The sequence below is a fragment of the Candidatus Sphingomonas colombiensis genome (assembly GCA_029202845.1).
Classification (GTDB): Bacteria; Pseudomonadota; Alphaproteobacteria; order Sphingomonadales; family Sphingomonadaceae; genus Sphingomonas; species Sphingomonas colombiensis.
Genome location: CP119315.1, coordinates 3,047,207 through 3,069,231, shown reverse-complemented (window position 1 = coordinate 3,069,231; position 22,025 = coordinate 3,047,207). Strand labels below are relative to the sequence as shown.

The following is a 22,025-nucleotide window of genomic DNA, read 5'->3' as shown; positions in this document are numbered from 1 at the left end:
TTTTTTTCGCGCGAGCAACGCAAGCAATGTATCAGCCGCGTCATGCCGAGCCATCCGTCAGACCAGCACCCCACTCACCGCATCGCCAAGCTCCTTGCGCGCGCCGGCGTCGCATCGCGACGCGAGGTCGAACGCATGATCGAGGAGGGCCGCGTCGCGAAGGACGGCGTGATCATCGAAACCCCCGCGACCCTGCTCGCATCGCTCGACGGCGTGACCGTCGATGATCAGCCGGTCGAGGCCGCCCCGCCCCCGGCGCGGCTGTTTATCTTCCATAAGCCGGCCGGCGTGCTCACCACCGAGCGTGATCCCCGTGGCCGCCCGACAATCTATGACCGGATGCCGAAGGATCTGCCCCGGCTGATGCCGGTCGGCCGGCTCGATTACAGCACCGAAGGGCTGCTGCTGATGACCAACGACGGTGAGTTGAAGCGACAGCTCGAGCTTCCCGCGACCGGGGTGCAGCGCGCCTATCGCGCGCGCGCCTATGGCCAGGTCTCCCAGCCGCAACTCGAATCGCTGATCGAGGGTGTGGAGATCGAGGGCATCCGCTACGGCTCGATCGACGCCAATATCGAGCGGCGCACCGGCGCCAACGTGTGGATCGAGATGATCCTCACCGAAGGCAAGAATCGCGAAGTACGCCGCGTGCTCGAACATCTCGGGCTGGAGGTCAGTCGGTTGATCCGCATCCGTTATGGCCCGTTCATTCTCGGGGAGATGCCGGTCGGCAGCATCGGCGAGGTGCGCCCGAACGATCTTGCCGCGTTCCGCCATTCGCTGGATCACAAGGGGCAGCAGCTTGGTGCGATAGCGGTCTCTTCCCTGTCAGCGCCGGCACCGCGCCGACCGCGCCGCGCGCCCGTTGCCGGCGCTCCCCGCGCGCCGCGACCGGCTACGACGCCCGTAGCAGCACCCGGCGCAAACAAGGCCCCGGCCCCCGCGAAAGCGCGCGAAGGGGCAGAGCCGCCCGTCACGCCCCCAACCGGCCGCCCCGCACGCCCGCCACAGCGCAAGGCCGGCTGGGCCAGACCCAAGCCGCCTACCGGGCCGAAGAGGCCACGCAAATGAGGATCATCGCAGGCCAGTGGCGTGGACGCCCGCTCGTCGCGCCGAAGGGAGACGCCACCCGCCCCACCGCCGATCGCACGCGAGAGGCGCTTTTCTCGATGCTCACCAGCCGGATCGGCAGTTTCGAGGGGCTGGCGGTCGCGGATCTCTTCGCCGGATCAGGTGCGCTCGGGCTGGAGGCGCTTTCACGCGGTGCGGCGCGCTGCCTGTTCGTGGAACAGGACAAGCCGGCGCTCGATGCGCTGCGGGCGAATATCGCCAAGCTCGGCGCGGCCAATGCCGATGTCCGCGCGGCCTCCGCGATCGGGCTCGGCCCGGCGACCGCGCCGCTCGATCTGATCATGATGGATCCGCCCTATGGCACGGGCGCGGGCAATGTCGCGCTCGATCGGCTGGCCCGGCTCGGCTGGGTTGGCGCGGGGACGTGGATCAGCATCGAAACGGCGTATAACGAGCCGGTGAACGTCACCGGCTTCACGATCGACGCGGATCGCACGCATGGCCGCGCGCGGCTGACGCTGCTTCGCCCCGCCTAGGGGCCTTCGACCACCATCGGCGCCACCCCGCGTCGCGGGCGCAGCGCGAGCAGCGCGACAAGGCTCATCAGCGAGGCGACGGCCAGGTACATGCCGACCGAGGCCAGCCCGCCGCCACGCTGCGACAGCCATTGCGCCGCGACCGGGGTCAGCCCGCCGCCGATGATCCCGGCCATGTTGAACGCGAGGCTGACGCCGGTATAGCGCACGCGCGCCGGGAACAGCCCCGGCAGCCATGCGCCGAGCGGGCCATAGACGAATCCCATCACCAGCAACGCAAAGGCAAGCGCGGCGAAGATCGATCCCAGCGCGCCCGAACCAAGGCCCGGCACCAGCAGGAACCCCGCGAGGATCGCGCCGACGCAGCCCCAGGTCAGCACGTTCCCCGGCGAGGTCCGGTCCGCCCAAACGCCGGACAGAACGATGCCCAGCGCCATGAACAGGATCGCGCCGAGCTGAAGCCCGAGAAACGTCTGCCGGTCGATCCCCAGCGTGGTCGTCGCGTAACCGAGCGCAAAGGCGGTCGCGATGTAATAAACCGCGAAACAGGCGATCGCGCCGAACGTACCGCCCAGCGCCATGCGCCAGTGATCGCGCAGCAATTCGCCCATCGGCACCGCCGGCGGCGGCCCCTCTTCGAGCATCTGAGAGAAAGCCGGCGTCTCCGCGATGCGCAGCCGCACCCACAGGCCAAGCCCCACCAGTACGACCGAGAGCAGGAATGGCACGCGCCAGCCCCACGCCATGAAATCGGCTGATGTCATCGTCAGGCCGAGCGCGAGGAACAATCCGTTGGCCGCGATGAAACCCAGCGGCGCGCCAAGCTGGGGCACCATGCCATATCGCCCGCGCCATCCCGGCGGCGCATTCTCCACCGCGAGCAGCGCCGCACCACCCCATTCGCCGCCGAGCCCGAAGCCCTGTCCGAAGCGCAACACGCAGAGCAGCAGCGGCGCCCACCAGCCGATCGTCGCATAGGTCGGCAGAAACGCGATCGCGAGCGTGGAGGCGCCCATCAGCATCAGCGAGGCGACCAGCGTCGATTTCCGCCCGATCCGATCGCCATAATGGCCGAACACCCAAGCCCCCACCGGCCGGGCAACGAACGCCACCGCAAGGCTCGCATAGGAAGAAAGCAACTGCACCGAGGCGCTTTCGGCGGGAAAGAACAACGGGCCGAACACCAGCGCAGCCGCAGTCGCGTAAATGTAGAAATCATAGAATTCGACTGTCGTGCCGACGAGGCTGGCGATCAGGATGCGACGGGTCGATGCGGCCGATGTCATCCGCCTTCCATCTCCGCTGATCGCCGATGCGTCAACATTTCGCGACGGAAACACGATTGTCCGGCCCCGACACATTTCCGCAACATCACGGTTCTAGCCAACAAACCGTCGACGACGTCCCCTCGACGTCGACTTGGCCGGGTTCTCCCTTTTTTCCCGGCCGTTCCCTGAACTACGGGGCGGCCTTCCCCCTGTCTGGCCGCCCCGGATTTTCTCCGCCACCGTCAGTCCATTGCCCGCCGCGCGCGGGCGGCCTAATGGCCCGCGCCATGAGCACCGCCGCGTTGATCGTCGCCGCCGGCAAGGGGGAGCGCACCGGCGCTGCCCTGCCGAAGCAATATGCCGCCATCGCGGGCCGGGCGATGCTCGCCTGGAGCCATGATGCGCTCAGGCGTCACCCGCTTATCGACGAGGTGCTGGTGGTGATCGGCGGCGGCCAGGAAGCGCTGTTCGAACATGCCCTGCCCGGCGCGCGTTACGTCATCGGCGGCGCGACGCGTCGCGAGTCGGTCGCGGCCGGGCTGGCGGCGCTATCCGGGGCCGATCGCGTATTGGTGCACGATGCGGCACGCCCGTTCCTCCCCGCCGAGGTGATCGGCCGGCTGATCGCCGCGCTCGACACGCATGATGGCGCGGTGCCGGTACTCCCGGTGATCGACACGCTGGTGAACGATGATGGCGCGACCGTCCCCCGCGAATCGCTCCATCGCGTTCAGACGCCACAGGCGTTTCGCTTCGATCGTCTCCTCGCGGCGCACGGCGCCTGGGCGGGCGGCGAGGCCACGGACGACGCGCAGATGGTTCGCGCGCTTGGCGGATCGGTGGCGCTGGTGCAGGGCGATCCGATGCTGGAAAAGATCACCTATCCGGGCGACATCGCCGCCGCCGAAGCGCGGCTGGGCGTGGAGACGCGTTCAGCGCTGGGCTTCGACGTACACCGCCTCGTCGATGGCGCGCAATTATGGCTGGGCGGCGTGCTGATCCCGCACCATCAGGGCCTGTCGGGTCATAGCGACGCGGACGTTGCGCTTCACGCCATCACCGATGCGGTGCTCGGCACGATCGCGGCCGGGGATATCGGGATGCACTTCCCGCCGAGCGATCCGCAATGGCGCGGGGCGGAGTCCGGCCAGTTCCTGCGTCACGCGCTATCGCTGCTCCATGCGCGCGGTGGCCGCGTCACCTTCGTCGATCTGACGCTGATCTGCGAAGCGCCGAAGATCGGGCCGCATCGCGAGACGATTCGCGCGCGAATCGCGGAACTTCTCGGCCTGTCGTCCGATCGTGTCAGCGTGAAAGCGACGACCACCGAACACCTTGGCTTCACGGGGCGCGGAGAAGGCATTGCGGCACAGGCGGTCGTCACCGCGACATTGCCGGGAGCGGTGCTGTGAAGCGCCTCGCCGCGCTGCTCGCGCTTATCGCCATGCCCACCGTCGCCAGCGCACAAACGCCGTGCCTCACCGCCAACGACGCGGAGGCGATCGCGCTCGTCGCCATGCCGGACATCATTCGCGAGACCGGGCGCATCTGCACCACCCTGCCCCCCGCGAGCCTTGTGCGACGCCCGAGCAGCGCGTTCCTCGCGCGCTATGAAGCCGCCGCCGATGCGGCGTGGCCGACCGCGCGCGCCGCCATCGTCAAGCTCAGCGACCCGGCGGTCGATGCGCTTCTCCAGTCGGATTACGCCCGCCCGCTGCTCACCTCGATCTTCGCGCCGCAGATCGTCGGGCGCGTTCAGTCGGCCGACTGCCCGACGATCGATCGGCTGGTTACGCTGCTGGAGCCGCTGCCCGCGCGCAACACCGCCGGGATCATCGTCGCGACGCTGCAATATCTGAAAGCGCGAAAGGTTCGCGGGAAGCAGGTTGCCGTTGTTCCCGACCTTCCGGTATGTGCGGCGGTGTCCCAATGACCGATAGCGTACTTCCCCCCGAGCTTGTCGCCGCCGCCACCCGCGTGGTCGAGGCGAATCGCGCCATCGGGCGCCGCATCGCCGTGGCGGAAAGCTGCACCGGCGGCCTTGTCGCCGCCGCGCTCACCGAAATTCCCGGCTCGTCCGACGTGCTGGAGGCGAGCCTCGTCACTTATTCGAACGATGCCAAGCTCTCGCTGCTTCACGTCAGCAACGACGTAATCGAGACGTTCGGCGCGGTATCGATCGCCGTCGCATGGAGCATGGCGCAGGGTGCGCTGGAGGTGACTCGGGCCGATGTCGCGGTGGCGATCACCGGCGTCGCGGGTCCAGGCGGCGGATCGGAAAAGAAGCCGGTCGGCACCGTCGTATTCGCTCGCGCAGAGCGTGGCGGCGATCCGTCGGACGTGGTCGCCGACAAGCACCAGTTCGGCGATATCGGGCGCGGCGGCGTCCGGCTTCAGGCCGCGCTGTGTGCGCTCGACCTGCTGATGCCGTCCACGTCGGAAGCCCCGCTCGAGCCGTAAAGCACCCGCGCGCGTTCCTCGAACGCGCCGATCATCCGGCGGAGCGCAGCCGCGAAGACCTGCCCCGCCATCATCTCGAACACGCGGTTCTTGAACGCGAAATCGACCGAGAAATCGACGAAGCAACCGTCGCCATCGGGGCGGAACCCCCAATCATTGTGGAGAAACTTGAGCGGCCCGTCGACATAGTCGACGTGCACCGCGCTCGACGGCTCTTTCACCACGCGTGAGGTGAAGGTTTCGCGCAGCCCCTTGAAGCCGACGATCATGTCCGCGATCGTTTCCTCCGGCGTATCGCTGCGCACGCGCATCGCGATCACCCACGGCAGGAACTCGGCATAGCGCTCCACGTCCGCGACCAGATCGAACATCTGCGCGGAGGTATAGGGCAGCCGGCGGGTTTCCTTATGCTTTGGCAAGCTGCGCCTCGCGCGCCGCCCTCATCTTCGCGAAATCGTCGCCGGCGTGATAGCTCGAACGGGTCAGCGGCGAACTCGCGACCAGCAGGAAGCCCTTCGCCCGCGCGATCGCGGCATAGGCATCGAACGCCTTGGGGGTGACGAAATCCGCGACCTTGGCGTGGCGCGGCGTGGGCTGGAGATATTGCCCCATCGTCAGGAAATCGATGTCGGCGGAACGCATGTCGTCCATCACCTGATGCACTTCGAGCCGCTCCTCACCCAGGCCGAGCATCACGCCGGATTTGGTGAAGATCGACGGATCGTGCCGCTTCACGCTCTCCAGCAGGCGCAGCGACGCATAATAGCGCGCGCCCGGCCGGATCGTCGGATAGAGCCGGGGGACGGTTTCGAGATTGTGGTTGTAAACGTCCGGTCCCGCCTCAACGATCGACTCGACCGCGGCCTGCGCCTTGTTGCGGAAATCGGGGGTCAGGATCTCGATCGTCGTGTTCGGCGTATTGCGGCGCAGCGCCTGGATCACCTTCACGAAATGCGATGCGCCGCCATCCGGCAGATCATCGCGATCGACGGAGGTGATGACGATATGCTCAAGCCCCAGTTCAGCGGCGGCCACCGCAACATGCTCAGGCTCCTGCTGATCGACCGCGCGGGGCATCCCCGTCTTCACGTTGCAGAAGGCGCAGGCCCGCGTGCAGGTGTCGCCCAGGATCATCACCGTCGCGTGCTTCTTCGTCCAGCATTCGCCGATGTTCGGGCAGGCCGCTTCCTCACATACGGTGGCGAGGTTCAGGCGGCGCATAAGCTGCTTCGTTTCGGCGAAACCGATGGAGGTCGGCGCCTTCACGCGAATCCAGTCAGGCTTGCGCTGGCGCGGCGCGGCGACGGGCGTCATTTCGTTCATGGGAGCGCAGATAGCGACTGCACACGCGCGAAACAACGCGATAAGACGCGCGCCATGACTCACTTTACCGATCTCGTCGCCGGATATCGGCGTTTCCGCGAACATGGATTGATCGAACAGCGGGATCGATGGGCGGAATTATCGGAGGGTCAAAGCCCCAAGGTGATGGTGATCGCCTGTTCCGACAGCCGCACCGATCCCGCCACCGTTTTCGACGTTTCGCCGGGCGAGATCTTCGTCATCCGCAACATTTCCAATCTCGTTCCGCCGTTCGAGCTGGGCGGCGGGCGGCACGGCGTTTCCGCGGCGCTGGAGTTCGCGGTGACTCAGCTCAAGGTCGAGGATATCGTCATCATGGGCCACGGCTCATGCGGCGGCGTCCATGCGTCGCTCACCCATCGCTTCGACAATGCCAAGCCCGGCGAAGGCGGCTTCATCGCACGCTGGATCGACATGCTGGACGAGGCGCGTGATCGCATCGTCGCCGAATATGGCGATGGCGACGAAGCGGCGCATCAGCTTGAGCTGGAAACGGTGCGCGTCAGCCTCGGCAATCTGCGCAGCTTCCCCTGCGTGCGGGAGGCGGAGGCCGAGGGGCGCCTGCGCCTGCATGGCGCGTGGTTCTCGATCCGCGGCGGCGTGCTCTGGGTGATGGGCGAAAACGGCGAGTTCGCGCCCGCCTGATCGCGCCCGATCCGTTTCGCCCGTTCGCGCCGGCTAGACGACGCGAACGGGCGGGGCCGGTCAACGAGCCAGCGCTTCGTGCGCGATACGGGCCAGTTCGGGATCGAGCGGCGGGGGGGCCATCGGCACGTTCGCGGCCAGCGTGTCCGCCACCACGGTAAGCGCCGCGATCCGCGCCGCTTTCTTGTCGTTGCCGTCGATCACATGCCACGGCGCGATGCCTGTATCGGTGCGCTCGAACATTTCGTGCATCGCCTCCAGATAGGCGGCGCGCTTGGCGCGATTGCGATAATCCTCCAGCCCGGTCTTCCAGCGCTTCCAGGGATCGTCGATCCGGTCCTGCAAACGCTTGTCCTGCTCCTTCTGCCCGACATGCACGAACAGCTTCACCAACGTGGTGCCGGCGTCGATCAGCCGCGTCTCGAATTCGTTGATCTGGCCGTAGCTGCGTTTCCATTCCGCCCGCGTCGCGAAGCCCTCGACCCGTTCGACCAGCACGCGCCCGTACCAGCTACGATCGAACACGGTGATGTCGCCCGGCGCGGGCAATCTGGTGCGGAATCGCCACAGGAAGGGATGCGCCTTCTCCTCCACTGTCGGCGCCGAGATCGGATAGACCTCGAAATGGCGCGGGTCCCATGTGGCGACGAGTCGCTGGATGATCCCGCCCTTCCCGGCCGCATCCCATCCTTCGAGCATGATCACCGCCGGTCGCTCATGAACGATATGCGCGACGAGAATCCGGTCCAGCCGCTTCTGCAAGCGGGTGAGATCGCGACGGTAATCACCCTTATAGAGCTTTCCCCGCTCATAATCGGCGAGATCGATCATCTCGCCAGAGTGCCGGGAAAACCGGCCGGGCTCAATATCCCACGGTAAAGCGTTCGCGATGGTGCGCAGGGCGCTCCACTTCATCGGCCATGGCGATCGCGAAATCGGCGAAGCTGATCACGCTGCGGCCATCCGCCCCGAACAACGGCTGATCCTTGCCGATGCGATATTCGCCGCGGCGCGGGCCATCTTCGAAATTGATCGCGGGCGAGATGAACACCCAGTCCGGCAGCTCGCTGGCCTTTAGCGCATCGAGAAAAGCGATGCCGGCCCCGGCCTCCACGCGAAAGGCATCGGGGAAACCCGGCGAGTCGAACAACCGCTTTCCCGGCTCAGTCTCAAGGCTCGCCGCACCACCGACGAGCAGCATCCTGGGCACGCCCGCCGCCTTAACGGCGGCGATCAGCGCCGGTGCATCGGTATCGGCGAAGCGCATCGCGCTCACCACGGCGTCCTGCGTCGCGAGCGACTTCACCAGCGCGTCGCGATCCGCAACATCCAGCGCGAGCCACGTCACGCGATCCGCCGGCGCGCCCGGATGACGCGCGATCGCGAGCACATCCACGCCGCGCCGCGCCAGCTCCCCGACAATTTCCGAACCCGCGCGCCCGGACGCGCCCAGAACCGCAACTCTCATCGCCATTCTCCTTGCCGTATCGGCAGAAGATAGGCGGTGAGGTCCGCAACCGAAAGACGCGCCCGATCGAGTTCAGCTCGCGTTCGGCGCGACGGCCTTGTTCACATCGACACCTTCCGCCGTGGAACGCAGGTTCAGCTCACGGAGCTGTTTCGCCGAAACGAAGCTGGGCGCACCCATCATCAGATCTTCGGCCTTCTGCGTCATCGGGAAGACGATCACCTCGCGGATGTTCGGCTGATCGGCGAGCAGCATGACGATCCGGTCGATGCCGGGCGCTGAGCCGCCGTGCGGCGGCGCGCCGAACTTGAACGCGTTTATCATGCCGGCGAAGTTCGTATCGACGTCCTGCTGGCTGTAGCCTGCGATCTCGAACGCCTTGTACATGATCTCCGGGCGATGATTCCGGATCGCGCCCGAGGACAGCTCCACGCCGTTGCAGACGATATCGTATTGGTAAGCGAGGATATCGAGCGGGTTCATCGTTTCCAGCGCCTCCAGCTCACCCTGCGGCATGCTGAACGGGTTGTGGCTGAAATCGACCTTCTTCGCGTCCTCGTCATATTCGAACATCGGGAAATCGACGATCCAGCAGAATTCGAACCGGCTCTGGTCGATCAGCTCAAGCTGCTCGGCGACGCGCGTGCGCGCAAGGCCCGCAAGTTTGGCCGCCTGCGCTTCCTTGCCGGCGGCGAAGAAGATGCCGTCGTCCGGGCCGAGGCCGAGCTGATCCGCCATCGCGGACATCTTGTCCTCGCCATGGTTCTTGGCGATCGGGCCGCCCCATTCGCCGCCCTTGCGGGTTGCATAGCCAAGGCCAGCGAACCCTTCGGCCTGCGCCCAGCCATTCATATCGTCGAAGAACTTGCGGCTCTTCTCCGCGGTTTTCGGCGCCGGGATCGCGCGCACCACGTCACCCGCCTCGACGATCGACGCGAACCGGCCGAAGCCGGAGCCGACGAAGTGATCGGACACGTCGGAAATCAGGATCGGATTGCGCAGGTCAGGCTTGTCGTTGCCGTATTTCAGCATCGATTCGCGATACGGGATGCGCTTGAACGGCAGCGAGCTGACGGTGCGCCCCTTGCCCTGCCAATTCGCGAATTCGGTGAACACGCCGTGCAGTACCGGCTCGATCGCGGCGAACACGTCTTCCTGCGTGACGTAGCTCATCTCGAAATCGAGCTGGTAGAATTCGCCCGGGCTACGATCGGCGCGCGCGTCCTCGTCGCGGAAGCATGGCGCGATCTGGAAATAACGATCGAAGCCCGCGACCATCATCAGCTGCTTGAACATCTGCGGCGCTTGCGGAAGCGCGTAGAACTTGCCCGGATGAACGCGGCTGGGGACGAGATAGTCGCGCGCGCCTTCGGGGCTGGACGCGGTGAGGATCGGCGTCTGGAATTCGGTGAAACCCTGATCGATCATCCGCTTGCGGATCGATGCGATCACGGAGGAGCGCAGCATGATATTGGCGTGCAGCTTCTCGCGACGCAGATCGAGGAAGCGGTAGCGCAGCCGGATTTCCTCCGGATATTCCGCTTCGCCAGCCACCGGCATGGGCAGTTCCTGCGCCAGCGACTGGACGGTCGCAACATTGGCGAAAATCTCGATCTCGCCGGTCGCGAGGTTCGGATTGATCGTCGCGTCGGAACGCTTCTTCACCGTCCCGTCGATCGTCACGACCGATTCGACGCGCAGCGACTCGAGCAGGCCAAGCGCCGGCGAATCGCTGTCCGCGACGATCTGGGTGATGCCGTAATGATCGCGCAGGTCGACGAACAACACGCCGCCGTGATCGCGCTTGCGGTGGACCCAGCCGGAAAGGCGAACGGTCTCCCCGACATTGGCGGCGGAAAGCTGGGCGCAGGTGTGCGTGCGATAGGCGTGCATATTCTCTTGTCTCGGTTCCTGACCTTGCGTGAGAGGGCTTTGTTGCCCTTCCCTTCTGCCGGTCGTGCGGAAGTCCGCGCCCTCCCCTTACATCCCCGCTTTGTCAAGGCGCCCGCGTAGAGCTATGGGGCGCGACTTATGCATGTTCATCCGCTGATCACCGATAACGCGACGCTCGCAAACCTTTGCGCGCGCCTCGCTGACGCCCCCTTCATCTGCGTCGACACTGAATTCATGCGAGAAAGCACCTATTGGCCCGAGCTGTGCCTGATCCAGATCGCCGATACGGAGGAAGCCGCCGCGATCGATCCCAAAGCGCCGGGGCTCGATATGGCGCCGCTGCTCGAACTGCTGGTCGACAATGACGAGGTGTTGAAGGTGTTCCACGCCGGTGGGCAGGACATCGAGATCATCTACAACCTTACCGGCAAGACGCCCTATCCGCTGTTCGACACGCAGGTCGCGGCGATGGCGCTCGGTCAGGGCGAGCAGATCGGTTATTCGAATCTGGTCGATAGCTGGCTCGGCATCCAGATCGACAAGGGCGCCCGCTTCACCGATTGGTCGCGTCGTCCGCTCGATCAGCGCCAGGTCGATTATGCGATCGGCGACGTCACCCATTTGTCGAACATCTTCCCGCGGATGCTGGAACGGCTGCGCAAGACCGGGCGCGGCGCGTGGCTCGATCAGGAGATGGAGCGACTCGCCGATCCGGCGAATTATGCCAACGATCCCGATCTTGCGTGGAAGCGCGTCCGCATCTCCGGTCGCAAACCCGAAGTGTTGGGGCGGCTGAAGGCGATCGCGCGCTGGCGCGAGCTTGAGGCACGCGGCAAGGATCTGCCGCGCGGCCGCATCGTGAAGGACGAGACGCTCGCCGATCTCGCCGGCCATCCGCCGAAGAAGCAGGCGGATCTGTCAAAAGTCCGCGGGCTCTCCGCCACCTGGGCCTCAAATGACATTGGCAAGCGGCTGATGACGGCGATCGCGGAGGCCGAGCCGATGCCCGCGAGCGAAATGCCGCCGCGCGACGATCGTAAGCCGGGGCTGGGCAAGGAAGGATCGCTGGTCGCCGATCTGCTGAAGCTGCTGCTCAAAATCCGGGCTCGCGATATCGACGTCGCACCGCGCCTTCTCGCGCGTGGCGAGGAACTGGAGGCGCTGGCCGCCGGGCAGCGCGACGGTCTCGCCATCCTCGCGGGCTGGCGCTACGATCAATTCGGGCATGACGCGCTTGATCTGGTCGAGGGACGACTCGGCTTTGCGGTTCAGGGCGGCAAGCTCAAGATGACGCGAACCGAGGGGACTGCCGCATGAACAAGGCCCTGTTTGCCGCGCTGCCGATGATCGCGCTCGCCGGCTGTGTCGACGATCGCCCCGCCATGCCGGGGCCGGCGCGCGAATGCCGCGCGGGCCCGGCGCAGCGCTTCATCGGCATGCCGTTCCGGCCGGCGCTTTCGCGGCAGGCCCGGCGCGCGTCGGGCGCGCGGAGCGTCCGCGTGCTCTATCCTGGCCAGCCTGCAACGATGGATTATCGGATCGACCGGCTCAACATCATGATCGGCGAACGTAACAGGATCGCCAGCGTCAATTGCGGTTGATCTTGCTCAGCCAGTGATGATCGGCGCGCGGCCGAGCGCCGTCGCCAGCGCATTGTGCCTCTTGATCACGGCCTCACCGTAGAGGCTGCGATCCGACGGATCGAGATCGAGCGTCAACGCACGGGCGTCGATCGACAGGCGCGAGCGCTGCAACGGCCCCGCCAGGCCGCCCGAGAGGCGCTGCCCCAGCCGCATGGCGAGCCCCCAGCCAAGCGCGCGACGCAGATCCTCGTCGCTCGCCAGCGCCGGCAGTGGCGACGGGCTCGCGACGCTGCCGCCAAGCCCCGTCCACAAGGCTTGCGCCATCATCGCGCGGCCACGCGCATCCACTCCGACCCAATTGCCGTGGAGCCCGATCTCCATCCCGCGCTCGGCGCGAAATTCCGGGTTCGCGCGCCATCCGACATCGGCAAGCTGGCATGCGGCGTGGCGGAGCCGGACATCGGCAGGCGCCTCGTCCGCGAAAAGCGGGGCGATCCAATCGTGCAACAGATCGCCGTGTTCGGGGAAGCGGCCCGCACGTCGTCCTTCATCACGAGTGGCAACCACCAGCGGATCCTGCGCGCGGGTTCGCTCGTCGAGTGCGCTGTAAAGCAGACCTTCGCGCAGGCCATAAGCCGAGACGATCGTTTCTTTGCTTTTCAGGTGCTTGAGCAGCGACGCCAGCACCGCCGCGGCATCACCCAGCGTCGGAATACGCCCCGAAGAAAGCCCCGGAACCGCTTTTAACCGCCCTTTGGGAAGGTGCGAAATCGTCCGCCCCAACCGAGCGATCGTCTCCGCCGACATGGCATATTCATGAATGATCGGCAGCGGATAATGCGTGCGATCCATGTCCAGCCGCGCCAGCGCGCGCCACGATCCACCGACCAGATAGAGCGGAAGTCCACGGCCCGCACCACCCCAGCCAGCCTCGCGCAGCAGCCGCCCGACCTTGCGATCAAGACCGCCCTTGTCTCTCAATGCCGCGATCCTGAGCACGCCCAACGGGAAAGACGCATGTTGCTTGATCTCGCCGTTCTTCACCCGCACCAGTTCGAGGCTACCGCCGCCGAGATCGCCAACGATGCCATCCGCCTGTGGAATCGCGGAAAGCACGCCATGGCCCGCCGCGCGCGCCTCCAGCGTGCCGGAGAGCAATTCCACGCTCAATCCGGCGCGCCGGGCGATCGCGAGCAACTCGCCACCGTTCACCGCGTCCCGCGCGGCGGCGGTCGCGACGGTGCGCACAGTGTCGCAACGCATTTCGCGCGCCAGCGCCGCGAAACGCTCAAGCGCGGTCTCCGCCGCTGCCATCGCCTCCGCGTCGATGGCGCCGGTCTGGACGAGGCTCCGCCCCAGCCCGGCCAACACTTTTTCGTTGAACAAGGTCGCCGGCAGACGCGCCGGCCCTTGATAGACGACCAGACGGATCGAATTCGATCCGATGTCGATGATCGCCGTGCGCGGCGCGGCCATCTTCCGCCCCTTCAGCGTTGCCGGCGCAACGACAAAGTGGGCACCTCACCACCCTCCGCCAGCGCGGCGCCACGGCCCGAAAGCGACGGGTTCGTCATGAAATAGCGGTGGAGGTTGAACGGCTTGTCGCCCGGTTCGAGTCGCACATAGCTACCATCCGATTCCAGTTCCCAGCTCTGTTCGTCATCGATCAGATTCGCGACCATCACCTGATCGAGCACCTGATCGTGCACCGTCTCGTTGGTTAGCGGCAGCATATATTCGACCCGGCGATCGAAGTTGCGCGGCATCCAGTCCGCCGAGGATATCAGCACATGCGCACCGTCATTGGGCAGCGCCGCACCATTGCCGAAGCAGGCGATCCGGCTGTGCTCCAGAAAACGCCCGACCACCGATTTCACGCGGATATTGTCGGACATCCCCGGCACCTTGGGCCGCAGGCAGCAAATGCCGCGGACGACCAGATCGATCTCCACGCCCGCGCCGCTCGCCTCATAGAGTTTCTCGATGATCGCTGGATCGACGACGCTGTTCATCTTTGCCCAGATCGCCGCCGGTCGCCCGGCGCGGGCATGGGCAATCTCGCCGTCGATCAGTTCGATCAGCCGATCACGCAGGCCGCGCGGGGAGATGACGAGCAACTCCATGCCGCGTGGCTCGACATAGCCGGTGATGTAGTTGAACACTTGTCCCGCATCGCGGCCGATGCGCGGATCGGCGGTGAAGAAACTCAGATCGGTATAGATGCGCGCGGTGATCGGATGATAATTGCCGGTGCCGAAATGGCAGTAAGTACGGAACTGACCGCCCTCACGCCGCACCACCACCGAAATCTTGGCGTGGGTTTTCCAATCGATGAAGCCATAGACCACCTGTACGCCCGCACGTTCCAGCGCGTTGGCCCACATCAAATTCTGCTCTTCGTCGAACCGCGCTTTCAGCTCGACCACCGCCGTAACCGATTTGCCCGCCTCCGCCGCCGCGATCAGCGCGTTAATCACCGCCGATTGCTTGCCCGCGCGATAGAGCGTCTGCTTGATCGCCACCACGTCCGGGTCCGCCGCCGCCTGCTTCAGGAAAGCAAGCACGACGTCGAACGTTTCATAGGGATGGTGGACGACGATGTCCTTCGATCGGATCGCCGCGAAACAATCGCCACCGAACTCCCGGATGCGCTCGGGAAAGCGTGGAGTGAAGGGCGGGAATTTCAGATCGGGGCGATCCTCCTCATATAATTGATCGAGATCGCCGATGCCGAGGAACGAGCCGCTCTCGGTGACGAGCGCGCCGCCGCCGCCCAATTCCCCACGCAACACGGTTTCCAGCGCCTCGGGCATCCCCGTTTCCAGCTCCAGCCGGATCACGCGCCCGCGACGACGCCGCTTGATCGCGTTGGCGAAATAGCGAACGAGATCCTCCGCCTCTTCCTCGATCTCGATATCGCTGTCGCGCAACACGCGGAATTCCGCCGCGCCCTCAACGCGATATCCCGGAAACAGCACCGGCGAGAAACGCTTCACGATCGATTCGATCGCGACATAGCGCGCCTTCTCGCCCGGCAGGCGGACGAAGCGGCGCATCGACGCGGGCAGCATCACCAGTTCGCGGATCGGCTCGTCATCGGAAAGCCGCATGAGATCGAACATCACCGCCAGCCCCTTGTTGGGCATGAACGGGAATGGATGCGCGGGATCTAGCGCCTGTGGGGTGAGCACCGGCAGCAATTGCTCCCGGAAATGCGTTTCAAGCCAGCCGATCTCGTCAAGCGAAAGCGCCGCGTCGACCCTGCTCGACCCGAGCACCTGAAGCCCCGTGTCGGCGAGTGCGTGGCGGATATCGCGCCACACGTTTTCCTGATCCATCAGCAACTTATCGGCGGTATCTGTAATCGCCGTGAGCTGTTGTGTGGGGGTAAGCCCATCGGCCGACCGTGCCTCCACCTCCAGCAGTTGCTGCCCCTTCAGCCCGGCGACGCGGACCATGAAGAATTCGTCGAGGTTCGATCCCGAAATCGACAGGAACCGCAGCCGTTCCAGCAGCGGATGCGCCGGATTGCATGCCTCTTCCAGCACGCGCCGGTTGAACGCCAGCCATGAAAGCTCGCGATTGAAGTAACGGCCAGATGCGCTCGGCTCGAACGGATCGTCGTCGTCCTTGATGCTGGCGGCGATATGGGCTGGGCGGGTCATTCGATGTCCGTCGACGGAGGCGGGATCAGGGCGGCGGCGGCAAGCGTGGTACGCGCGAGCGGGATCGACAACCGCTTGCGGCGCTCCAGCACCTCCTGATCCAGCGCATCGACCGTTCGCATGACAGCGATATGACTACGCTCGATCCGCGTGACGAGCCAGTCGACCAGATCCGGCCGCGCATCCAGCCCGCGACGCAGGAACTGTCGCTCCAGCAAGGCGTGCATCAACTCGTCATCGGGTGCGCCGATCGCCGCGATCGGCGAGGCGCCGAGACGAGAATTGAGATCGGGCAGCTTGATGCGCCATTCCGGTGGCGCCGCATCCGCGACGATCAGCAGCGGCTTGCGCTCCGCCTGCGCGCGGTTCCAGGCGTGGAACAGCTCCGTCTCCGATCGCTTTTCCGCGTCATCGATGATCGTGCCCCCGCTCTTGGAGGCGAAGATGCGCGCGAGCAGGCTGCGCCCCGATTTGCGCGGGCCGGTCAACAGCGCGGTCATCACCGGCCATGCGCCCCAATGCTCCACCATATGCGCGGCGCGAGCGTTCGAGGGCGTCACCAAAAACTCCTCGTCGCGCGGATCGGCGGGCCACTCCAGCGGCAGCGCGATCTGTGTCATCCGGCGGTCACGTTGTCCGCAGCCACGTCGGGCGGGAGCAATTGTGGCGCGCGGCGGATACGAATCGTCGCGCCGGATCCGAACACCTGCCAGCCGCGTGACTGCAACGCCGCGCGGAAAGCGTCAGGCGTGCCGCCATAGGCCACGCTCATCACCGAGACTCCGCCCAGCGCGAGGCTGGAGGTAACGGCGGTGGAGACCCCCGGCACAGCGCGCATAGCTGCTTCCGTGCTGTTCACGGCGCCGGCGCCGGGCGAATCGAACTGAACCGAGATCATGGTGCTGGCGGTAGTCGCGTTTTCGACCGGCAAGGTGTCGTCTGGGGTCACCACGTCCGTCGTAGCCTCCACGGGAGGCACGTAAGCCAGCCCCGGATCGCTACGCAGCAGGCCGTTGCGCGATGCGGACTGATACAGATCGTCGAGCCGCTTCACCCCCGCATCCAGCAATTGCGAAAGGCCGCTCGGCCCGCTGACGCGAAGCGCGAACTGCCCGAACAGGCGGTTGTCCGGCCCACCACGCGCCTGAAACACGCCGACGATCGGGCCGCCCGGCCATTGCCGGTAAAGCCGCACGGTCGGGATCAGCACATCGCTGCCGCCATATTGATTGAGCACCGAGCGCCACCAGCCTCGGCCGGGCCGCTGCGTCTGGCCGTAATTGAGCAGCAGCGGATCGGGCCCGGTGCCGACGGGGCGGATATAATCCACCGTACTTCCGCCGGTCCGGTAGCGCGCCCAGGCCTCTTGCCACGGCGTCCGTTGCTCGAACGCGGTAGCGACTCCGCCTGACCAGATAACCGGGATCACCACCATCGGCGCCGATCGGCTTACATAATTGCTGACGCCGAGCATCGCGCTGGCCCGCGCACGATCGAACAATACTCCCAGCCGCGCGATATAGCGGTTCGGCCCGATCTGTTCGTTTTCGACGACGATACCGGAAACGAGCGAATCGAGCGCGCTATCCGAAACCAGGCCACCGCCGGCACCCAGCCGCTGCGAAAGCTGCACCCACGCCTTGCGCTGCGCCAGCCGCCAGCCGCCATATCGCGCGCTATCCGCATCCTTCGCGGAGACATCGACCTGCACACCGCTCACCTCGAAATCGGATGAACTGTCGACTGGCGCGACCCCGCGGTCGCCGCCTTCGATCTGTGCGATGCCGATGCCGGTGCCGAGAAGCAGCACGCCAATGGCGGAAGCGAGGAAAATCGGACGAAGACGCATCTTGGTCGCCTTTTGGCGAAGCAGGCGTGGAAATCCAAGCGAGATATGTCTAGTCGCGCTCGACATGACCCAAGATCGTGGCAGTGCGCCTTATACCTACGCCGACGCGGGCGTTTCCATCGCCGGCGGAAATGCGCTGGTTCGTGCCATCGCTCCCCTCGCCCGCGCAACGCGGCGACCGGGGGCTGACGCGGATCTGGGCGGCTTTGGCGGATTTTTCGATCTGCGCGCGGCCGGGTTTCAGGATCCGCTGCTTGTCGCGGCCAATGATGGCGTCGGCACCAAGCTGAAGCTCGCGATCGAGCATGATCGCCACGAAGGCGTCGGCATCGATCTCGTCGCGATGTGCGCCAACGATCTGATCGTGCAGGGCGCGGAGCCGCTTTTCTTCCTCGATTATTATGCCACCGGCCGGCTCGATAATGTGGTGGCCGAACAGGTTGTCGCCTCGATTGCCGAGGGCTGCCGGGTCGCCGGTTGCGCCTTGATCGGCGGCGAGACGGCGGAAATGCCCGGCATGTATGCCGAGGGGGATTATGACCTCGCCGGCTTCTGCGTCGGTGCCGTGGAGCGATCGGCGGTGCTGACCGGCACTGAAATTGCGCCGGGCGACGTGATTCTCGGCCTGGCTTCCTCCGGAGTCCATTCGAATGGCTTTTCGTTGGTGCGCCGGCTCGCGGCGGACAAGGGCTGGCGGCTCGATCGCCCCGCGCTGTTCGATCAGGACCGGCTGCTGATCGACACGCTGATGGCGCCGACGCGCATCTATGTGAAAAGCCTGCTGCCGCTGCTGCGGGCGCGGCGCATCAAGGGGCTGGCACATATCACCGGCGGCGGCCTGCTGGAGAATATCCCGCGCGTCCTGCCCGACGGTCGCCACGCAATTGTCGACGCCGATGCGTGGCCACAGCCGCGCCTGATGGCCTTCCTGCAATCGCAGGGCTCGATCGAGCCAGAGGAAATGGCACGCACGTTCAACTGCGGCATCGGCATGGTGGCGATCGTCGCGGCCGACGCGGCGGACGCGGTCACCGCGGAGCTTGAGGCGGCGGGCGAAACCGTCTTCCGCATCGGCGCGATCGAGGCCGGGGAACGGGGATGCACCGTGCGCGGGGGCGCTGAGACATGGAGCGCGCGCGCGGCATGGACCGCGACGCATCACGCATGAGCTATCGGGCATGAGCAACCCGGCAAAGGTCGCGATCCTCGTTTCCGGGCGCGGATCGAATATGCAATCGCTGGTGAAGGCAGCAGGCGATGCCTATCAGGTGGTTGTTATTGCCTCCGATCGGCCGGACGCCGCCGGCCTCGCATGGGCGCGGGAGCATGGTATCCCCACCTTCGCGCTTTCGCCCAAGGGGATCGGCAAGCCGGCTTATGAAGCCGCGCTGGATGCCGCGTTGAAAGCATCCGGCGCGGAATTTATCGCGCTCGCGGGCTATATGCGGTTGCTTTCGGACGAATTCGTCTCCGGTTGGCGCGGGCGGATCGTCAACATCCATCCTTCGCTCCTGCCAAAATATAAGGGGCTGGATACGCATGGCCGCGCCATCGCGGCGGGGGATGCCGAAGCGGGCTGCTCGGTCCATGTCGTCACCGAGGAACTCGATGGTGGCGAGGTGCTGGGGCAGGTGCGCGTGCCAATTCTTCCCGGCGACAACGCGGACGCGCTGGCCGCGCGCGTTCTGGCGGAGGAACATCAGCTTTATCCGCGCGTCCTGACGGAATGGCTGACCAGATGACCATCGAGCCGCTGCTGGCTCGCGTCCGCGAAATCGCGCTGGCGCTGCCCGCATCGGCGGAACGACCGAGCCACGGCGCGCCGGGATTTTATATCGAAAAAGGCAAATTCTTCGCCTATTTCTGGCACGATCATCACGGCGACGGTGAGACCGTGGTGATCGTCAAAACCTCCGATCGCGAGGAGCAGGCGATGCTGATCGAAATGGATCCCGATTTCTATTTCCGCCCCGCCTATCTTGGGCCTTCCGGCTGGGTGGCGATGCGGCTGAACCGCGCGGATACCGACTGGGATCGCGTTGGGGACCGGATCGCGCGGAGCTGGGAACTCGTCGCGCCGCGCCGTTTGCTGGAGATGGGTGGTCGATGAGCGAAACCGCCGATCAGGCCGCCACCCGCCGTCGCTGGATCACGCTGGCCGAGTTGGTCGCCGTAGTTGGCATGTTGATCGGGGCCGGCACGCTCTATCTCAACTGGTCCGGTCGTCGCGCGGATGATGCGGCCCGTGCCGCGCAGGTGGCTAGCGCGGATCGCGCGCACGGCGTCGTAACGCTGATCGGCAAGGTGACGGATGGTGGACGGGCGCTCGCGCTGGCCGATGGCGACCGCAATTTCAGCGCCGCGACGGTTTCCTTCCCGAAGACGCTGGGTGTCGCGCAACAGGATGCGCTCCCCGGCCCCAGGATCTCGAGTGACTGGTTCGCCGATGCTCTGCTGACGGCGATCGACGACAGCGATGCGCACGCGGGCCGCCTCCCGGTGCTCATCTCCGCGAGTTGGTGGGATGGCGACAAGAGCCGCACTGAAACCGCGCGTTACGACATATTGTGGCGCACCGAAGGCCGTTTCCTGCGCGGTCGCAAGCTGGTGCTGACCGGCCTCGCACTTACCTCGCGCAGCACCTCGCCCGCTGCGCTGGATGGCGCATGGCAGCGCAAACAGCCGAAGAAATAGCGCCTTCACATCAATAGCCGGCGTTATCGACGCAGCGCCTGAAGCACGAATTTCGCGGCTCGAAGCCAGAAATCCTCCCGACTTGAAGGGATGAAGGCAACGAATGGCTGGCGCCGCAACATGCCTGAAAATGATGGGCAAACGAGCTCGGCTAGAGAAGCCGGCTGTCATAAGCCCATTGAAGCAACGCCTGTCTTTGCCTTGGGCGGCAAAACGGATCCCCCGGATTACAGTGTTTGCGAACCTGCGCCGCATGACGCCTGAAGGCCCGCCAGCGCGCGATCTGGCGGCGATCCTCTTCCGGCATCCTTCGTCCCGAATAATATCGGCAATACCATTGGAACCAGCCGCGTGGATCGTCTGGATGTATCCACCCCTTCTCGATCCAGATGCGGAGCGGAACACTCGCCCGCACGCCGAAATAGTTTAACGAACAATCCGGGCGTTGAAGGGCCAGCTTGGCATTTTCGAACCAGCTCGCGGGGAACTCCGCCCTGCAATCCGTCATGTATTTTCCGCAGAACACACCCAAATCGAGCATATCGGAAGGCGTCAGTTCGGGCAGAAAGTCCGGATCGAAGTCCTCCCCCATCGGGGCGGAACGCGTGTAGCGATAACCGTGCTGCATCCGATCGTTGACGACTATTTCGACGACGCGATTCATCCGCAAAATCCGACCTGCCTTACCATGGGCACCATGGATGATCTCTTCACCGCCCCTTCCGCTAGGCCATCAGCGCGGCGGCCATGCGCGGGACCACGGCATCGAATGCCTTGATCGGACGGATCATCACCTTGAACCCGGTGATCAGCCCGGCTTCATCCCAAGCAATGATATCGACGCCATTGACGTATTTGCCATCCACCGCGCATTCGAACTCCAGAACGGCGGACCGCTCCGCGCGCCATTCGCCGACATAATGGAACGCCGGGCCGCCCAGCACTTCGGCTGCGGCGAGGAGATATTTCATCGTCAACGCTTTTCCTGCCTGCGGCGTGTGCACAGCCGGGCTTTGGAACACGCAATCATCGTGCAGCAGCGCTGCCAGTCGTTCCTTCGATGGCGCGTGCATATAATCGTGCCAGCCGGCGATCGGATCGAGCGCAGCCATCAGTCCATCCCCGGATAAGTGGCGAATTCGGGAAGTGCTTCCATCCCCTTCACCCAGTTCAGCCGATGCCGGACCATGATATGTGCGCCGGGCGGAAACGCTTCGGGATCGTCCATCGTGCCGGACTGAATATCGACGATCCCCGGCAAAGCCGTGGGGTTGCGATAAAACAGACCGGTCCCGCATTTGGCGCAATATTCGCGGGTTCCGGTTTCCGACGAATGATAGGCATTCGTCTCGCCCTCGATCATCACCTGTTCTTCGCCGAAAGCGATCCAGCCAACCATCGGAGCACCGGACCAGCGCCGGCAATCGTCGCAATGACATAACGCGTGATGCTTCGGCTCACCCTCGGTGCGCCAGGTCACCGCGCCGCAATGGCATTTGCCTGTGATCGACATCGAATTCCTCCTGACAAT

At 65.3% G+C, this 22,025-nt stretch carries 25 protein-coding genes; 12 read left to right on the top strand and 13 right to left on the bottom strand.

Going from position 1 to position 22,025, the window contains the following annotated elements; genetic code table 11:
* Positions 1 to 42 precede the first annotated feature (42 nt).
* Together P0Y64_14835 and rsmD are read left to right on the top strand one after the other, a co-directional pair.
* Positions 43 to 1,071: a pseudouridine synthase gene (locus P0Y64_14835; protein WEK42643.1), complete on the top strand. Its 1,029-nt coding sequence runs from the start codon at positions 43 to 45 to the stop codon at positions 1,069 to 1,071.
* Positions 1,068 to 1,607: a 16S rRNA (guanine(966)-N(2))-methyltransferase RsmD gene (gene rsmD, locus P0Y64_14830; GenBank protein WEK42642.1), complete on the top strand. Its 540-nt coding sequence runs from the start codon at positions 1,068 to 1,070 to the stop codon at positions 1,605 to 1,607. Before P0Y64_14835 ends, rsmD begins: the two co-directional genes overlap by 4 nt.
* On the opposite strand, the gene P0Y64_14825 is transcribed toward rsmD, so the two are convergent.
* On the bottom strand, positions 1,604 to 2,893 hold the full coding sequence (locus P0Y64_14825) for an MFS transporter (protein WEK42641.1): 1,290 nt from the start codon (positions 2,891 to 2,893) through the stop codon (positions 1,604 to 1,606). The genes rsmD and P0Y64_14825 overlap by 4 nt on opposite strands.
* A gap of 269 nt (positions 2,894 to 3,162) precedes the next feature.
* Between P0Y64_14825 and P0Y64_14820 the strand changes: the two genes are divergently transcribed.
* The 3 genes from P0Y64_14820 to P0Y64_14810 are packed head-to-tail and all read left to right on the top strand — an operon-like array spanning position 3,163 to position 5,335.
* Entirely contained in the window at positions 3,163 to 4,287 is a 1,125-nt protein-coding gene (locus P0Y64_14820; GenBank protein ID WEK42640.1) for a bifunctional 2-C-methyl-D-erythritol 4-phosphate cytidylyltransferase/2-C-methyl-D-erythritol 2,4-cyclodiphosphate synthase, read from the top strand.
* Positions 4,284 to 4,808, top strand: coding sequence for a hypothetical protein (locus P0Y64_14815; GenBank protein WEK42639.1), 525 nt, complete (start codon positions 4,284 to 4,286; stop codon positions 4,806 to 4,808). The genes P0Y64_14820 and P0Y64_14815 overlap by 4 nt, the downstream gene beginning before the upstream one ends.
* Positions 4,805 to 5,335, top strand: coding sequence for a CinA family protein (locus tag P0Y64_14810; GenBank protein ID WEK42638.1), 531 nt, complete (start codon positions 4,805 to 4,807; stop codon positions 5,333 to 5,335). The genes P0Y64_14815 and P0Y64_14810 overlap by 4 nt, the downstream gene beginning before the upstream one ends.
* Here the strand turns inward: P0Y64_14810 and P0Y64_14805 are convergent.
* Both P0Y64_14805 and lipA read right to left on the bottom strand, forming a co-directional pair.
* Positions 5,269 to 5,754: a type II toxin-antitoxin system RatA family toxin gene (locus P0Y64_14805; protein ID WEK42637.1), complete on the bottom strand. Its 486-nt coding sequence runs from the start codon at positions 5,752 to 5,754 to the stop codon at positions 5,269 to 5,271. The genes P0Y64_14810 and P0Y64_14805 overlap by 67 nt on opposite strands.
* A complete protein-coding gene (lipA, locus tag P0Y64_14800; GenBank protein WEK42636.1) occupies positions 5,741 to 6,658 on the bottom strand; it encodes a lipoyl synthase in 918 nt (305 codons plus the stop codon). Before lipA ends, P0Y64_14805 begins: the two co-directional genes overlap by 14 nt.
* Before the next feature lie 54 nt (positions 6,659 to 6,712).
* On the opposite strand from lipA, the gene P0Y64_14795 reads away from it, so the two are divergent.
* Positions 6,713 to 7,342 (top strand): carbonic anhydrase, encoded by a 630-nt coding sequence (locus tag P0Y64_14795; GenBank protein ID WEK42635.1) that lies wholly within the window; start codon positions 6,713 to 6,715, stop codon positions 7,340 to 7,342.
* Positions 7,343 to 7,402: 60 nt separating this feature from the next.
* Here the strand turns inward: P0Y64_14795 and P0Y64_14790 are convergent, their stop codons facing one another.
* The 3 genes from P0Y64_14790 to aspS all read right to left on the bottom strand — a co-directional run bounded on the left by P0Y64_14790 (position 7,403) and on the right by aspS (position 10,703).
* Positions 7,403 to 8,173, bottom strand: coding sequence for a polyphosphate kinase (locus P0Y64_14790; protein WEK42634.1), 771 nt, complete (start codon positions 8,171 to 8,173; stop codon positions 7,403 to 7,405).
* Positions 8,174 to 8,204: 31 nt separating this feature from the next.
* Positions 8,205 to 8,810: an NAD(P)H-binding protein gene (locus tag P0Y64_14785; protein WEK42633.1), complete on the bottom strand. Its 606-nt coding sequence runs from the start codon at positions 8,808 to 8,810 to the stop codon at positions 8,205 to 8,207.
* A gap of 72 nt (positions 8,811 to 8,882) precedes the next feature.
* The gene (gene aspS / locus P0Y64_14780; protein ID WEK42632.1) at positions 8,883 to 10,703 is read right to left on the bottom strand and encodes an aspartate--tRNA ligase; all 1,821 of its coding nucleotides are present in this window, start codon (positions 10,701 to 10,703) and stop codon (positions 8,883 to 8,885) included.
* Positions 10,704 to 10,841: 138 nt separating this feature from the next.
* Here aspS and rnd point away from each other — a divergent pair, with 138 nt between their 5' ends.
* Positions 10,842 to 12,020 carry a ribonuclease D gene (gene rnd, locus P0Y64_14775; protein WEK42631.1) on the top strand — a complete coding sequence of 393 codons (1,179 nt, stop codon included), beginning with the start codon at positions 10,842 to 10,844 and terminating at the stop codon, positions 12,018 to 12,020.
* Positions 12,017 to 12,304 carry an I78 family peptidase inhibitor gene (locus tag P0Y64_14770; GenBank protein ID WEK42630.1) on the top strand — a complete coding sequence of 96 codons (288 nt, stop codon included), beginning with the start codon at positions 12,017 to 12,019 and terminating at the stop codon, positions 12,302 to 12,304. The genes rnd and P0Y64_14770 overlap by 4 nt, the downstream gene beginning before the upstream one ends.
* Before the next feature lie 6 nt (positions 12,305 to 12,310).
* Here the strand turns inward: P0Y64_14770 and P0Y64_14765 are convergent, their stop codons facing one another.
* From P0Y64_14765 to P0Y64_14750, 4 genes are read right to left on the bottom strand one after another with little or no spacing between them, the layout of a single operon-like run.
* Positions 12,311 to 13,762, bottom strand: coding sequence for a Ppx/GppA family phosphatase (locus P0Y64_14765; protein WEK42629.1), 1,452 nt, complete (start codon positions 13,760 to 13,762; stop codon positions 12,311 to 12,313).
* An 11-nt stretch (positions 13,763 to 13,773) separates the two neighbouring features.
* Entirely contained in the window at positions 13,774 to 15,951 is a 2,178-nt protein-coding gene (locus P0Y64_14760) for an RNA degradosome polyphosphate kinase (GenBank protein WEK42628.1), read from the bottom strand.
* Complete coding sequence (locus P0Y64_14755; protein ID WEK42627.1) at positions 15,948 to 16,571, bottom strand: DnaA/Hda family protein; 624 nt, start codon at positions 16,569 to 16,571, stop codon at positions 15,948 to 15,950. Before P0Y64_14755 ends, P0Y64_14760 begins: the two co-directional genes overlap by 4 nt.
* Positions 16,568 to 17,800 carry a heavy-metal-associated domain-containing protein gene (locus P0Y64_14750; protein ID WEK42626.1) on the bottom strand — a complete coding sequence of 411 codons (1,233 nt, stop codon included), beginning with the start codon at positions 17,798 to 17,800 and terminating at the stop codon, positions 16,568 to 16,570. Before P0Y64_14750 ends, P0Y64_14755 begins: the two co-directional genes overlap by 4 nt.
* A gap of 64 nt (positions 17,801 to 17,864) precedes the next feature.
* Here P0Y64_14750 and purM point away from each other — a divergent pair, with 64 nt between their 5' ends.
* The 4 genes from purM to P0Y64_14730 are packed head-to-tail and all read left to right on the top strand — an operon-like array spanning position 17,865 to position 20,494.
* Positions 17,865 to 18,968 (top strand): phosphoribosylformylglycinamidine cyclo-ligase, encoded by a 1,104-nt coding sequence (gene purM / locus P0Y64_14745; GenBank protein WEK42625.1) that lies wholly within the window; start codon positions 17,865 to 17,867, stop codon positions 18,966 to 18,968.
* A gap of 10 nt (positions 18,969 to 18,978) precedes the next feature.
* On the top strand, positions 18,979 to 19,542 hold the full coding sequence (gene purN / locus P0Y64_14740) for a phosphoribosylglycinamide formyltransferase (GenBank protein ID WEK42624.1): 564 nt from the start codon (positions 18,979 to 18,981) through the stop codon (positions 19,540 to 19,542).
* A complete protein-coding gene (locus P0Y64_14735) occupies positions 19,539 to 19,910 on the top strand; it encodes an MmcQ/YjbR family DNA-binding protein (GenBank protein ID WEK42623.1) in 372 nt (123 codons plus the stop codon). Before purN ends, P0Y64_14735 begins: the two co-directional genes overlap by 4 nt.
* Entirely contained in the window at positions 19,907 to 20,494 is a 588-nt protein-coding gene (locus P0Y64_14730; protein ID WEK42622.1) for a hypothetical protein, read from the top strand. The genes P0Y64_14735 and P0Y64_14730 overlap by 4 nt, the downstream gene beginning before the upstream one ends.
* Positions 20,495 to 20,645: 151 nt before the next feature.
* Here the strand turns inward: P0Y64_14730 and P0Y64_14725 are convergent, their stop codons facing one another.
* The 3 genes from P0Y64_14725 to P0Y64_14715 all read right to left on the bottom strand — a co-directional run bounded on the left by P0Y64_14725 (position 20,646) and on the right by P0Y64_14715 (position 22,007).
* Positions 20,646 to 21,158, bottom strand: coding sequence for a hypothetical protein (locus tag P0Y64_14725; protein WEK42621.1), 513 nt, complete (start codon positions 21,156 to 21,158; stop codon positions 20,646 to 20,648).
* A gap of 61 nt (positions 21,159 to 21,219) precedes the next feature.
* Positions 21,220 to 21,606, bottom strand: coding sequence for a nuclear transport factor 2 family protein (locus P0Y64_14720; protein WEK42620.1), 387 nt, complete (start codon positions 21,604 to 21,606; stop codon positions 21,220 to 21,222).
* Positions 21,606 to 22,007, bottom strand: a complete 402-nt coding sequence (locus tag P0Y64_14715) for a GFA family protein (protein WEK42619.1) — start codon at positions 22,005 to 22,007, stop codon at positions 21,606 to 21,608. Before P0Y64_14715 ends, P0Y64_14720 begins: the two co-directional genes overlap by 1 nt.
* Between the last annotated feature and the right edge of the window lie 18 nt (positions 22,008 to 22,025).

Coding starts and splice junctions, on each gene's coding strand:
- lipA (WEK42636.1), bottom strand. CDS start 6,658: ATGAACGAAATGACGCCCGTCGCCGCGCCGCGCCAGCGCAAGCCTGAC.
- purN (WEK42624.1), top strand. CDS start 18,979: ATGAGCAACCCGGCAAAGGTCGCGATCCTCGTTTCCGGGCGCGGATCG.
- P0Y64_14825 (WEK42641.1), bottom strand. CDS start 2,893: ATGACATCGGCCGCATCGACCCGTCGCATCCTGATCGCCAGCCTCGTC.
- rsmD (WEK42642.1), top strand. CDS start 1,068: ATGAGGATCATCGCAGGCCAGTGGCGTGGACGCCCGCTCGTCGCGCCG.
- P0Y64_14785 (WEK42633.1), bottom strand. CDS start 8,810: ATGAGAGTTGCGGTTCTGGGCGCGTCCGGGCGCGCGGGTTCGGAAATT.
- P0Y64_14770 (WEK42630.1), top strand. CDS start 12,017: ATGAACAAGGCCCTGTTTGCCGCGCTGCCGATGATCGCGCTCGCCGGC.
- purM (WEK42625.1), top strand. CDS start 17,865: ATGACCCAAGATCGTGGCAGTGCGCCTTATACCTACGCCGACGCGGGC.
- rnd (WEK42631.1), top strand. CDS start 10,842: ATGCATGTTCATCCGCTGATCACCGATAACGCGACGCTCGCAAACCTT.
- P0Y64_14755 (WEK42627.1), bottom strand. CDS start 16,571: ATGACACAGATCGCGCTGCCGCTGGAGTGGCCCGCCGATCCGCGCGAC.
- P0Y64_14725 (WEK42621.1), bottom strand. CDS start 21,158: ATGAATCGCGTCGTCGAAATAGTCGTCAACGATCGGATGCAGCACGGT.
- P0Y64_14750 (WEK42626.1), bottom strand. CDS start 17,800: ATGCGTCTTCGTCCGATTTTCCTCGCTTCCGCCATTGGCGTGCTGCTT.
- P0Y64_14765 (WEK42629.1), bottom strand. CDS start 13,762: ATGGCCGCGCCGCGCACGGCGATCATCGACATCGGATCGAATTCGATC.
- P0Y64_14760 (WEK42628.1), bottom strand. CDS start 15,951: ATGACCCGCCCAGCCCATATCGCCGCCAGCATCAAGGACGACGACGAT.
- P0Y64_14820 (WEK42640.1), top strand. CDS start 3,163: ATGAGCACCGCCGCGTTGATCGTCGCCGCCGGCAAGGGGGAGCGCACC.
- P0Y64_14835 (WEK42643.1), top strand. CDS start 43: ATGCCGAGCCATCCGTCAGACCAGCACCCCACTCACCGCATCGCCAAG.
- P0Y64_14810 (WEK42638.1), top strand. CDS start 4,805: ATGACCGATAGCGTACTTCCCCCCGAGCTTGTCGCCGCCGCCACCCGC.
- P0Y64_14790 (WEK42634.1), bottom strand. CDS start 8,173: ATGATCGATCTCGCCGATTATGAGCGGGGAAAGCTCTATAAGGGTGAT.
- P0Y64_14715 (WEK42619.1), bottom strand. CDS start 22,007: ATGTCGATCACAGGCAAATGCCATTGCGGCGCGGTGACCTGGCGCACC.
- P0Y64_14795 (WEK42635.1), top strand. CDS start 6,713: ATGACTCACTTTACCGATCTCGTCGCCGGATATCGGCGTTTCCGCGAA.
- P0Y64_14735 (WEK42623.1), top strand. CDS start 19,539: ATGACCATCGAGCCGCTGCTGGCTCGCGTCCGCGAAATCGCGCTGGCG.
- P0Y64_14730 (WEK42622.1), top strand. CDS start 19,907: ATGAGCGAAACCGCCGATCAGGCCGCCACCCGCCGTCGCTGGATCACG.
- aspS (WEK42632.1), bottom strand. CDS start 10,703: ATGCACGCCTATCGCACGCACACCTGCGCCCAGCTTTCCGCCGCCAAT.
- P0Y64_14720 (WEK42620.1), bottom strand. CDS start 21,606: ATGGCTGCGCTCGATCCGATCGCCGGCTGGCACGATTATATGCACGCG.